At 67.7% G+C, this 12,043-nt stretch carries 10 protein-coding genes; 3 read left to right on the top strand and 7 right to left on the bottom strand.

Going from position 1 to position 12,043, the window contains the following annotated elements:
• Nucleotides 1–36: 36 nt before the first annotated feature.
• Complete coding sequence (gene lon, locus KEG38_RS21885) at nt 37–2,487, bottom strand: endopeptidase La (RefSeq protein WP_272421620.1); 2,451 nt, start codon at nt 2,485–2,487, stop codon at nt 37–39.
• A 310-nt stretch (nt 2,488–2,797) separates the two neighbouring features.
• Between lon and KEG38_RS21880 the strand changes: the two genes are divergently transcribed.
• Nucleotides 2,798–3,682 (top strand): formylglycine-generating enzyme family protein, encoded by an 885-nt coding sequence (locus KEG38_RS21880; protein WP_272421619.1) that lies wholly within the window; start codon nt 2,798–2,800, stop codon nt 3,680–3,682.
• Here KEG38_RS21880 and fmt read toward each other — a convergent pair.
• From fmt to deoC, 6 genes are all read right to left on the bottom strand, one after another.
• A complete protein-coding gene (gene fmt / locus KEG38_RS21875; RefSeq protein WP_272421618.1) occupies nt 3,679–4,611 on the bottom strand; it encodes a methionyl-tRNA formyltransferase in 933 nt (310 codons plus the stop codon). The genes KEG38_RS21880 and fmt overlap by 4 nt on opposite strands.
• Before the next feature lie 17 nt (nt 4,612–4,628).
• On the bottom strand, nt 4,629–5,252 hold the full coding sequence (locus tag KEG38_RS21870) for a DUF3226 domain-containing protein (RefSeq protein WP_272421617.1): 624 nt from the start codon (nt 5,250–5,252) through the stop codon (nt 4,629–4,631).
• A 7-nt stretch (nt 5,253–5,259) separates the two neighbouring features.
• The gene (locus KEG38_RS21865; protein ID WP_272421616.1) at nt 5,260–6,222 is read right to left on the bottom strand and encodes an AAA family ATPase; all 963 of its coding nucleotides are present in this window, start codon (nt 6,220–6,222) and stop codon (nt 5,260–5,262) included.
• A gap of 543 nt (nt 6,223–6,765) precedes the next feature.
• Nucleotides 6,766–7,731, bottom strand: a complete 966-nt coding sequence (locus KEG38_RS21860; protein WP_272421615.1) for an aldehyde dehydrogenase family protein — start codon at nt 7,729–7,731, stop codon at nt 6,766–6,768.
• Nucleotides 7,731–9,269, bottom strand: a complete 1,539-nt coding sequence (locus tag KEG38_RS21855) for an aldehyde dehydrogenase family protein (protein WP_272421614.1) — start codon at nt 9,267–9,269, stop codon at nt 7,731–7,733. Before KEG38_RS21855 ends, KEG38_RS21860 begins: the two co-directional genes overlap by 1 nt.
• A 9-nt stretch (nt 9,270–9,278) precedes the next feature.
• Entirely contained in the window at nt 9,279–10,223 is a 945-nt protein-coding gene (gene deoC, locus KEG38_RS21850; protein ID WP_272421613.1) for a deoxyribose-phosphate aldolase, read from the bottom strand.
• Between the two features lie 66 nt (nt 10,224–10,289).
• On the opposite strand from deoC, the gene KEG38_RS21845 reads away from it, so the two are divergent.
• Together KEG38_RS21845 and KEG38_RS21840 are read left to right on the top strand one after the other, a co-directional pair.
• Nucleotides 10,290–11,186, top strand: coding sequence for an alpha/beta fold hydrolase (locus tag KEG38_RS21845; protein ID WP_272421612.1), 897 nt, complete (start codon nt 10,290–10,292; stop codon nt 11,184–11,186).
• Between the two features lie 97 nt (nt 11,187–11,283).
• Nucleotides 11,284–11,943 carry a hypothetical protein gene (locus tag KEG38_RS21840; RefSeq protein WP_272421611.1) on the top strand — a complete coding sequence of 220 codons (660 nt, stop codon included), beginning with the start codon at nt 11,284–11,286 and terminating at the stop codon, nt 11,941–11,943.
• Nucleotides 11,944–12,043 lie beyond the last annotated feature (100 nt).

Here is a 12,043-nt window from a genome sequence, read left to right as displayed (position 1 = left end):
GCACCGCCCCCGATGTTCATTGCCGACAAACCTGCGTCAGTTGCTGCTGGCCGTCGGTTGCTTCTCGGCGTCCTTCTTCTCGCCGTCGCGGGCCTCTTCGGTCCCCTCCGGCACAGGCTGCGGCATCGACTCGAGGGCCGCTTCGAGCACCTGCTCCATGCGGCTCACGAAGAAGAACTGCAGCTCGTCGACGACCTCCTTCGGCACCTCCTCGAGGTCCGCGCGGTTCCGCTCGGGGACGATGATGCGCTTGATCCCCGCGCGGTGCGCCGCGAGCACCTTCTCCTTGAGGCCGCCGATCGGCAGGACGCGACCACGCAGCGTGATCTCGCCCGTCATCGCGACGTCGTGCCGGACCTTGAGGCCCGTCAGGAGCGAGACGAGAGCGGTGAACATCGTCACGCCCGCGCTCGGTCCGTCCTTCGGCATCGCGCCCGCGGGGATGTGGATGTGCAGATCGCTCTTGTCGAGGAAGTCCTTCGGGATGCCGTACTTCAAGGCATTCGTCCGGACGAACGACAGCGCTGCCTGCGCGCTCTCCTTCATGACGTCGCCGAGCTGCCCCGTGAGCTGGAGCTTGCCGGTGCCGTACATGCGCGTCGCCTCGATGAAGAGGATCTCGCCGCCCACGCTCGTCCACGCGAGGCCCGTCGCCACGCCCGTGTCCGCCGTGCGCTCGGCGACCTCGCTCGTGTACTTCGGCGCGCCGAGGAACTCGTGCAGGTCGTCCTCGTTGTCGACGCGACGCTTCTGCGTCTCGCCCTCGGCGACCTTCACCGCCACGCCGCGGATGACGCTCGCGATCTGGCGCTCGAGCGAACGGACGCCCGCCTCGCGCGTGTACCGATCGATGATCTCTTCGAGCGCACGATCGGTGATCTCGAGCTGCTCCTGCGTGAGGCCGTGATCCGAGAGCTGCTTCGGCAGGAGGTGCTGCCGCGCGATCGCGAGCTTCTCACGCCGCGTGTAGCCGGGGATCTCGAGGATCTCCATGCGGTCGCGGAGCGGAGGCGGGATCGGGTCGGCCGTGTTCGCCGTGGCCACGAACATCACGTGCGACAGGTCGTACGGGATCTCGAGGTAGTGATCGGCGAACGTGTTGTTCTGCTCCGGGTCGAGCACCTCGAGCAACGCCGCGGACGGGTCGCCGCGGAAGTCGTGCCCGATCTTGTCGACCTCATCCATCATGAAGACCGGGTTCACGGTGCTCGCCTTCTTCATGCCCTGGATGATCTGGCCGGGCAGCGCGCCGACGTAGGTGCGCCGGTGGCCGCGGATCGCCGCCTCGTCGTGCACGCCGCCGAGCGAGACGCGGTGGAACTTCCGACCGAGCGCGCGCGCGATGGAGCGCCCGAGCGAGGTCTTGCCGACGCCGGGAGGCCCGAGCAGGCAGAGGATCGGTCCCTTCTTGTCCTGCTTCAGCTTGCGCACCGCGAGGTACTCGAGGATGCGCTTCTTCACCTTCTCGAGACCGTAGTGATCCTCGTCGAGGACCTTGCGCACCGCCGAGATGTCGAGATTGTCCGTCGTCGACTGCGTCCACGGGATGTCGAGGATCCAGTCGAGGTACGTCCGGACCACGGTGTACTCGGCCGAACCCACCTGCATCGTGCGCAGGCGCTTGAGCTGCTTCTTCGCGACGGTCTCCGCCTCCGTGGGCAGGTTCGCCTTCGCGATGCGATCCTCGAGGCCGTCGAGATCGCCCTGATCGCCGTCGTCCTCGCCGAGCTCCTCCTTGATCGCCTTGAGCTGCTGGCGGAGCACGTACTCGCGCTGGTTCTTGCCCATCTCCTCCTTGATCTGGGAGTTGATGCGCTCGCGCATCTTGAGGATCTCGAGCTGGCGCGTGAGCAGGCGCAGAACCTTCCGGATGCGCTCCTTCACGTCCACGGTCTCGATGAGCTGCGCCTTCTCCTCGACGGGCGCGTCGAGGTTCGCCGCCACGAGATCCGCGAGCGCGCCGGGCGCCTGGATCGAATCGATCAGCGAGCCCGCCTCGCGCGGCAGCTCGGGCATCAGCTGGATGACCTGCTTGGCGATGTCGCGCAGGCTCATCGCGAGCGCTTCGGCCTCGACGTCTTCCGTCGCGGGCTCGTCGATGCGACGGATCTTCGCCTTCATGTACGGCGACATCGTGACCACGCCTTCGAGACGGATCCGCGTCAGGCCTTGGAGGATGAGCGAGTAGTTGCCGGAGCTGTGCTTGAGCGCCTTGAGGACGCGGGCCGCACAACCGACCGGGTAAAGATCCTCCGCCGCGGGATCGTCCGTCGACGGATCCCTCTGCGCGAAGATCGCGATCACCGGCCCGGGAAGGTTGTCGACGTCTTCGACGAGGGCGACGCTCTTCTCACGGCCCACGTCGAACGGCGCGACCGCTCCCGGAAACAGCACGGCGTTGCGGATGGGGAGGACCGGGAGCTCGTCGCCGAAGACCACCTCCTCCTCGGAACGCGGCTGACTCGGCGGGTTTTTCTTTTCCGACATGAGACGATCTCCTCTGCGAAGCTACCCGGGACGGGAGCAGCTCCGACCGGCATCGGCGGCAATTGCTGGACCCTACAGAGGCCAGCTCACGAATAGCGTCAATCGGTTTGATGTCCTCCCGAGCCCCGTGGAGCAAGCTGCGCCCGAGCGGGGTGTCGGAGGCGGCGGTCAACGTAGACACGACGCACGCGCCATGCCAGGGCTCTGCGGGAGATTTCATCCGCTCTCGGGAGCCACGGGGGTCCCGTAGGGTCTTCTCCGAGCTTTGAAGAGCCCGCCACGGCTAGCGCCCCCGTCCGGGGCGGGTACCATGCGCCCGGGAGTCCGCCGCTTGCTCGATCCGGTCCTCGCGACGTTGTCCCTCGCTGCCTTCCTGCTGCACGTCCCCGCAGCGCCTTCGCTCGATCCAGGCCCGAACCCCGAGTGCCCGAGCGACATGCGCCTGGTCACGGGCACACACGCCGACGAGGTCCAGCACCTCTGCACAGACCCCCGCAAGGACGCGAAGACGACGCATTGCTTCGCTTATTTCGAGGGTCTGACGGGGGAGGAAGGGACCCGGACGGACGTCCGCGTCTGCATGGATCAGTTCGAGGCGCCGAACCGGCGCGGCGCGCGTCCGCTCGTCATGCAGTCGTTCCGGATGGCCGAGCGCTGGTGCGGCGAGCGCGGAAAACGCGTCTGCACCGAGCAGGAGTGGGAGCTCGCCTGCGAAGGCGGCGAGCGGAGGCCGCTCGCGTACGGCTGGCAGGTGAACCGGACGCAATGCAACAGCGACAAGCCGTGGCGGCCGTTCGACGCGCGGGCGCTCGCGGCCGGAGGCGAGGACGAAAAGAAGGAGCTCGAGAAGCTCTGGCAAGGTGCGACGAGCGGCTCGTACCTCAGCTGCGTCTCGCCGTTCGGCATCTACGACATGATGGGCAACGTCGAGGAGTGGGTCGCGACGCGGCCCGGACGCAAATTCCCCGGCGCGCTGATGGGCGGGTTCTGGGCGAAGCCGTGGACGGGCTGCCGCGGGACGAACGACGCGCACGAGCCGTCGTTCACGTTCTACGAGACGGGCTTCCGCTGCTGCGCCGATCCCGGGAAGCTTTCGGATGCGACGAAGGCGCCGAGCGGCGGCGACGGAACGAAAGACGAAGGCGAGCCGAAGCCGAAGCCGGCGAAGAAGAAGCGGAAGAAGCGCGCTGGCTAGGCGCCGAGGGTCATGCCCTTCGCGAGGGCGCGACCGGCGACGAGCTCCTGCGCGGACAGAACTTTCCGTCCTTCGAGTTGCCCGCGCACGAGCGTGATCGTGCCCGCGCCGCATGCGACCTCCGCGCCCCATTTGTCCGCGGCGATGATCTCGCCGGGCGTGCCGCGCACACCTTGCTCGGTGGCCACCTTCGTTGCGAGCACCTTCAGCCCTTTGCCTGCGCACGTCGTGAACGCGCCGGGCCACGAGGTCATGCCGCGGACGTGATCGTGCACCGCGCGTGCGGGCTTCGACCAATCGATGCGGCCGTGCTCCTTTTCGAGCATCGGCGCCATCGTCGCCGCCGCGTGATCCTGTTCCCGCGCAACGAGGTCTCCGGATACCGCGCGGAAAAGATCTTCACGCACGACACGCGCCGCGAGCTCGCCGAGCTCGACGTAAAGCTCGTCGGCGGTCATGTCCTCGCCGATCGGGATTCGGTGCGTGGAGAAGACGGGGCCCGTGTCCATGCCCTCGTCCATCTGCATGAGGCAAACGCCCGTCTCGCGCTCGCCGTTCACGATCGCCCACGTGATCGGGGCCGCGCCGCGGTACTTGGGCAGGATCGAGGCGTGCAGGTTCATGCAGCCGCGGCGAGGCGCTTCGAGCACGGCCTTGGGCAAGATGCGGCCGTACGCGATGACGAGCGCGACGTCGGCGTTCGTCTCCGCGATGAGGCGTGCGAACTCCGGTGTTTTGACCTTGAGCGGTTGCTCGACGCGCAGGCCGAGCTCGAGGGCGCGCTGCTTGACCGGCGGCGCACGGAGTTCGAGGCCGCGACCCGCAGGTCGATCGGGCTGGCAAACGACGAGCGGGATCTCGGCGATCGCGTGGAGCGCGTCGAGCGCGAAGACGGAGATGGCAGGGGTGCCGAAGAAGAGAGCGCGCACGGGCGGGGTGTAGCGCTTCAGAGGCGGCGGAGGAAGTCGATGAGGGGCTGGAACTCGGGACGGGAGAAATCGAAGACGCGATCCCTCGCGCCGGGGCCCAGCCGGGGGTCCTCGTCGCTGAGCACCGAGAGGAGCGCGCTGATCCGTCCCTTGTCGGGGCTCTTTGCCCGATGACCTTGGCCGTCCATGCAGGCGAGGAACGTCTCGACGCACGTCCTGGGTCCAGCATTCTCGGGGTCGTTCGACCACGCTCGCCAGACGAGGGACTCGATCTCGCCGGTGTTACCGTCGCCGGAGACGACGAAGAGCCCGATGCTCGGTGTGCCCTGCGTCCAGTCGGCATGCCTGACCGCCTGCCCCGTGATCCTCGTGAGCACCGATTCAAGCGAACGGCACGTACCCGAAAGGTCCGCGTCCGCGTCGACGATCACGCCAATGCACTTCTTCGCGGCGAGGAGCTTCCGGCTCAGGAACGTCTCCAGCTTGGTGGTCAGCTCGGACTTGCCGTTCATCTCCTTGATGAAGACGCCGTCCAGCTTGCCGATCGCCTCGAGCGCCTCGGCGTAGAACAGGAGATCGCCGTAGCCCTCGACGATCAGGACACGATCGCACGCTTCGAGCGTCGGTTTCTTGGTTGTCATCACCGTCTCAACGAAGCTCGATGTCCCCGGCGATGGCCGCTTCGATGTGCTTGCGGTCCAGGGTGCGCCCTTCCGCCGCGCCTTCCATGCGATAGAGCTGGATCACGCGGAAGTCGTAGCTGTTTCGCGCAGCGAAACACTCGTGCGCGGCGATGAGGCACTCGCGGGAGTGGGTCGTGGCGAAGACCTGGATGCCGAGGCGCTCGGAGACTTCGGCGATTCCCTTCCAGACCGTGGGGAGCGCGGTGTAGTGGATGCCGTTCTCGATCTCGTCGATGAAGCAGATGTCCGGCTTGCCGCCGAGCAGCTCCGAGAAGATCGCCACGAGCCTGTAGATGCCCTGCCCTGCCTGCGAGAGGGGGATGCGCTCACGAAGGCCGACGTCGACGGCGATGAAGGGCTTGGAAGAGGCAGCGTCGAGCCGCACCGAGCGGATGCGCTTATCGACGGAGGCGAGCAGAGACTCCAACTGCCGCTCGTCTTCGGGCGCTCGCACTGCTGCCGCGAAGGCGTCTACCAGCGCTTCGGGCACGCGGTGCTGCACGGAGACCGCATGCGCACGCAGACGTCGAAATGGTCCCTTGCCGCGTACAAAGATCGGGTGCTTGTCGGATGAGAACTCACTTTGCTCACCCTCACCGAGCTTGTGCTGGAAGTGGAAGCCCCTCTCGATGGTAAACTCACGCAGCTCGGATTTCGGTGACGTCACCCGAAGGCAGGCCGCAGCGTCCCCAGCACCATGCTGCGGCACCCAATCGAAAAACCGTGCGTCAGCCTCCTGGTGGCGGTCGATGCGATACAACCGATGCAGATCAAACATCTGCATGGGATTCGCGAGCAGCGTGATCGCCTCCAGCAGCGACGTCTTCCCCGTGTTGTTCTCACCAACGACGAGGTTGACGCGACCGAGATCCTCCAGCGTGAGGCGGGAAAAGCCACGGAACCGTTCGATCTCGATCGACTGGAACATGCGCCTCGTCGTTCCTTGCCCGTTCACCCGCCCAGCGGCAAGCCCCTCGCCGGCCGAGCGCAACGAACGTCCTGACGAGCCTCCGCCCTCGTCGGACAAGAGCCGCTGAACACCCCCGCAAAAACGCAGCGTGCAGGCTCCCGACCGAGGGCTCCACGGCGCAAAACCCCACACCTCCTCTGCGAGGCGTGTCTTGCACGCACGCAAATCGACCCCTCGGGCGTCGCCGACGTCCCTTGCACCCACGCAAGCAGTGCCCTCGCGACTGTTTGGAGTGCCTTGCGCCGATGCAAGACACCCCAAACACATGTCACGGATGCGCTTGTGCGCGCGCAAGCGCACCCAAACGTGTGCGCTGACCCCGCTTGCGCACGTTCAAGCGGGTCCGTCGAGTGCAGCCGGCAGCGTTTGCGCCGGCGCAAGCCCCCCCGCGCACATGGCCCCGCGTGTCTCGCATGCACGCAAGACACGCCGCGCAAGCGGAACCCTTCGGATCGCGTCGGCGCAGCGCTGGTGGGGATGCCGGTGGATGGAGGTTTGCGCTTACGCGCCCGAGGGATGCCAGATCGTCTTCATCTCGACGAACCGCTCGATCCAGCGCGGGCTCGTCGCGCCGTCCGCGTCGAACCAGGCCGCCTCGTCGATCGATCGCGTCCGCACGCGCTTCACGTTCACGATGGCCGCCTCCTCCGCCTTGCGCGCGAGCTCCGGCGTCACGCCGTGCAGATCGAGCGCCGCCACCTCCATGTGCTTCGCGAGGTGCGGAAGCAGCTCGGCCGCGCGGCCGGTGAGCACGTTGATCACGCCACCCGGCAGATCACTCGTCGCGAGCGCCTCGCCGAGCACGAGCGCCGTGCGCGGATCCTCCTCGCTCGCGAGCACGACGACCGTGTTGCCCGCCGTGATGATCGGCAGGACCGCGCCGAGCAGCCCGAGGAGCGCCGGACGCGCGGGCGAAACGACGCCGACCACGCCCATCGACTCGGGCACCGTGAAGTTGAAGTGCGGCCCGGCGACCGGATTCAGGCTCGAAAACAAGCTCTGGTACTTGTCCGCCCAGCCCGCGTACGAGACCACGCGATCGATCGCGGCCGCCGTCTCGGTCGCCGCCCGCGACGCATCGAGCCCGCCGCGCTCGAGCGCGCGCGCGAGCTCGCCTTGCCGCGCTTCGAGCATCTCCGCGAGCCGGTAGAGGATCTGCCCGCGGTTGTACGCGGTTCGGCCAGACCAGCCCTCCCACGCGCCGCGCGCCACGACGACCGCGTCGCGCACGTCCTTGCGGGACGCCCACGGCACGTTCTCTTTCGTCCCTCCGAGGCTCATCGGATCCGCCACCTGGATGTACCTGCCCGACTCCGATCGAACGAACTGCCCGCCGACCAACATTTTGTAGGCTTTTCTCACCCGCAGGCGTTCGGGCAAGACGAACCCGTTCTCGCTCCCGTTCACGTCGTCCTGCAGAGGCGCGCGCTCGTTGTCCTTCACCTTGCTCTCCTTCGCGCGCGCCATCAGTCCACCTCGAGATACGGCAAGAGCCCTTGCCGGCCGCCTTCGCGGCCGAAGCCGCTCTCCTTGTAACCGCCGAACGGAGAGCTCGGATCGAACTTGTTGTACGTGTTCGCCCAGACGACCCCGGCGCGCAGCCGCTGCGAGACCCAGAAGCTCTTCGAGCCCTTGTCCGTCCAGACGCCCGCGCTCAGGCCGTACATCGTGTTGTTCGCCTTCTCGATCGCCTCGTCGGGCGTGCGGAAGGTCATCACGGCGAGCACCGGCCCGAAGATCTCCTCGCGCGCGATGCGGTGCGATTGCGACACGCCCGTGAAGAGCGTCGGCGCGAACCAGTAGCCGCGCGTCGGCAACTCGCACGGCGTCGAGAACCGCTCGGCGCCTTCGCGCTCACCCGCGTCGACGAGCTCGCGGATCTTGTCGAGCTGCATCTTCGAGTTGATCGCGCCGACGTCGGTGTTCTTGTCGAGCGGATCCCCCACGCGCAGCGTCTGCATGCGATCACGGAGCTTTTGCAGGAGCGGCTCGAATGCGCCCTCCTCCACGAGCAGGCGTGATCCCGCGCAGCAGACGTGCCCCTGGTTGAAGTAGATGCCCGAGATGATCCCCTCGACCGCCTGATCGAGCGGCGCGTCCGCGAACACGATGTTCGCCGCTTTGCCGCCGAGCTCGAGCGTGAGCTTCTTCTTCGTGCCGGACAGGGCCTTCTGGATCCGCTTGCCCACGTCCGTCGATCCCGTGAACGCGACCTTGTCCACGTCCGGATGCGCGACGACCGCCGCGCCCGTCGCGCCCGCGCCCGTCACGATGTTCACCACGCCCGGCGGCAGATCACACTCCTCGATGATCTTCGCGAGCAAGAGCGCCGTGAGCGGCGTCGTCTCCGCGGGCTTGAGCACGCACGTGTTGCCCGCGGCGAGCGCGGGCGCGAGCTTCCACGCGGCCATGAGCAGCGGGAAGTTCCAGGGGATCACCTGCCCCGCCACGCCGAGCGGGCGCGGCGAGCGACCCGGGAACGCGTACGCGAGTTTGTCGGCCCAGCCCGCGTAATAGAAGAAGTGCGCTGCCACGAGCGGCAGATCGACGTCGCGCGACTCCTTGATGGGCTTGCCGCCGTCCATCGTCTCCACGATGGCGAGCTCGCGCGCCTTCTCCTGGATCACCCGCGCGATGCGGTAGATGTACTTGCCGCGCTCGATCCCGGAGAGCTTCGACCAGTACCTTTCATACCCAGCTCGCGCAGCCTTGACGGCGAGGTCGACGTCACGCTCGTTGGCTTCGGCGACCTCGGCGAGCTTCTGCTCGGTCGAGGGGCTCACGGTGTCGAAATACTTGCCCGACGACGGCGCGACCCACTTGCCGCCGATGAAGAGCTCGTAACGCGGATCGATCCGCACGTGATCGGCGGCCTCGGGCGCGGGCGCGTAGGTCCACGCCTTGCCGAACTCGAGCGCGGCTCCATGCGTTGGGCGAGCGGGCGACGACGGGGCCGCGTGGGTCTCGCCGTTCGTCGCAGAGGCGATCGTTTCCTTGGCGGTCATCGTGTCTCCTCAGTCCTTGCTGAAGTAATCGCCTGACTGGTAGGCGCCCGTGCGCTCTTTCTCGAGCTGCATGAGCACGTCGTTGAGCAACGTGGATGCGCCGAGGCGGAAGAGATCCGGCGTGAGCCAGGCGTCCCCGAGCGTCTCCTTCACGAGCACCAGGTAATGGAGCGCCTGCTTCGCCGTGCGGATCCCGCCCGCCGGCTTCATGCCGATGCGCTTGCCCGTCGCGTAGAAGAAGTCGCGGATCGCCTCCAGCATCACGAGCGTGACCGCGGGCGTCGCCGCCGGCGTGACCTTGCCCGTCGACGTCTTGATGAAGTCCGCGCCCGCGAGCATCGCGATCTGGCTCGCCTCACGCACGAGGTCGTACGTGCCGAGCTCTCCCGTCTCCAGAATCACCTTGAGGTGCGCCGCTCCGCACGCCTCTTTCGTCGCCGCGATCTCGTCGAAGATGCGCGTCTTCTCCCCGGCGAGCAGCGCGCCGCGATCGATCACCATGTCGATCTCGTCGGCGCCCCACGCGACCGCGCGCCGCACGTCGTCGAGCTTCACGTCGAGCGCCGAGAGCCCGCTCGGGAACGCCGTCGCCACGCTCGCGACCTTCACGCTCGATCCGGCGAGCGCTTGCTTCGCCACGGGCACGAGCTTCGGGTACACGCAGATCGCGGCGCACGGCGGTACCTCGGGCGAGGCGTAGGGCCGCATCGCCTTCTGGCAGAGCTGCGTCACCTTGCCCGGCGAGTCCTTCCCTTCGAGGGTCGTGAGATCCATCATCGCGATGGAGAGCAAGAGTCCCGCGACCTTCGCCTCCTTCTTGATGCTGCGCTTGCCGAGAGCCGCCGCGCGCTCCTCGACCATCACCTTGTCCACAGTGGGCGCCGAAAAATCGGGGTACGTCCGCACTCCGCTCGGCCCTACCGCGCCCTTGCCATTGCCGCCTTCTGCAGCCATCGACCGGCCTCCGGGCCGGGACGCTAGCAGAACTATCCGCGCCGCGGCATCCCTGCTAAGGGTGGCATGGTGCAGAGCGGGTCGGGCCTCGTCTTCGTCAATGGAATCCGCCTCTACATCCATCGTTTTCAGCCCGCCAGCGCTCGTCCGAGCGGCCTGACGGTTCTGCTTCTCCACGGATACCTGGACTCGGGTGCCACGTGGGATCTCGTGGCCGAGCCCCTCGCGCGCGCCGGCCACGACGTCCTCGCGCCCGATCTTCGCGGGTTCGGCGAGAGCGACTCCGTCGGCGCAGGCGGCTACTACCACTTCCCCGACTACGTCAGTGACCTCTCGTCGCTGCTCGACATCCTCGCGCCGAAGCGCCTCGCGCTCGTGGGTCACTCGATGGGCGGCACGATCGCCGCGCTCTTCGCCGGCGCGAGGCCTCAGCGCGTCGATCAGCTCGTCCTGCTCGAAGGCCTCGGCGCGCCCGCCTCCGAACCGAGCACGGCCGTCGATCGCATGCGCACCTGGCTCGACGACATGCGCTCGCTCGATCGCACCCCGCGCCCCGTCGGCTCCTTCGACGAGGCCCTCGATCGCCTCGCGCGCAGGCACCCGCAGGTCCCGCGCGCGATCCTCGAGAGCCGCGCGCGCCTGCTCACGCGCACCCACTCGGGCCGTTTGTCCTGGGCCTACGATGCCATGCACCGCACGACGGCGCCGGTCCCGTTCCACCTCGAGTCCTTCAAGTGCTTCCTCCGCCGCATCACGGCGCCCACGCTTTATGTGAGCGGCGGCGTCAACGGCCTGCGGTTGCCCGACGAGGCCGAGCGGCTTGCGTGCATCCCGAGCACGCTGCACGTCGATCTGCCCGAAGCCGGCCACATGATGCACTGGACCGCGCCCGAGGTGCTCGCCGAGCGCTTGCTCCGCTTCTTCGCCTCGCCGCCCGAGAGCCGGCCGGCCCCGCTGCGCTGAGCTCCACGTAACGAGGGAACACCGCTAGGCGGAATGGGCGCGAACCTCCCCCGCGCCACGATTGAATTTTCGAGCGCGAGGCGCCACGCTGGACGGCATGCGATACCCGCGCTTCTTTTCTTTTTCTTCGCTGCCGCTCCCCCTCCTCTCGCTCGCACTCGCGACCGGCTTGCTCCTCACGGTGTCGAGCTCTGGATGCGGGACCGATCGCGCCTGTTTCTACTGGACCGAGCTCGAAGGCTCCTGCCCCTCGCAGGGCGAGGCGCTCGATTTCTTCCAGGGTGATTTCTGCTCGAGCAGCATCTCCTCGGTCGACAGCGAGGGCGCGTTCGAGGGCGACACGTGCTGTTACGACGTGACCGAGGACAGCTCGAACTTCGCGACCTGCTCCCCCGAACCAGGCGTGCCCGGGCCCTCGGTTGCCGTGGGCGTCGGCGGCTTCGGCGGGGTCGGCGGAGCCAGCGGAGGCGGCGGCGTGGCCGGCACTGGCGGCGTGGGCGGAGCCGGCGGCGGCTCGACGTGCGCGTCGTGCAAGCAGTTCTTGCTCGACGAGATGCCGCCCGAGCTCTGCCCCGCGTCCGTCCCGCTCTACGAGGCCTTCACCGACTGCAAGTGCCTCGGCGCCTGCGCGTCGGTGTGCGGCGAGGCGTGCATGTCGAACCAGGTCCCCGCATCCGACTGCGAGAACTGCCTGCTCGACAACTCCTCGAACGGCTGCGGCATGCAGTTCCTGGCCTGCTCGAACGACGGCAACTGAACGATCGACCGCGTCGCGGATGCCGCTGCGCTGGGGCGTTGCCCCAGGCCCCACCGGGGCTATCCGCCCCTGGACCCGGACCAGCCAGGGGCTGGACCCG

The organism is Polyangium jinanense, from assembly GCF_028435265.1.
Classification (GTDB): domain Bacteria; phylum Myxococcota_A; class Polyangia; order Polyangiales; family Polyangiaceae; genus Polyangium; species Polyangium jinanense.
Note: the sequence above shows the minus strand (reverse complement) of the source record. Positions and strands in the feature narration are given on the sequence as shown.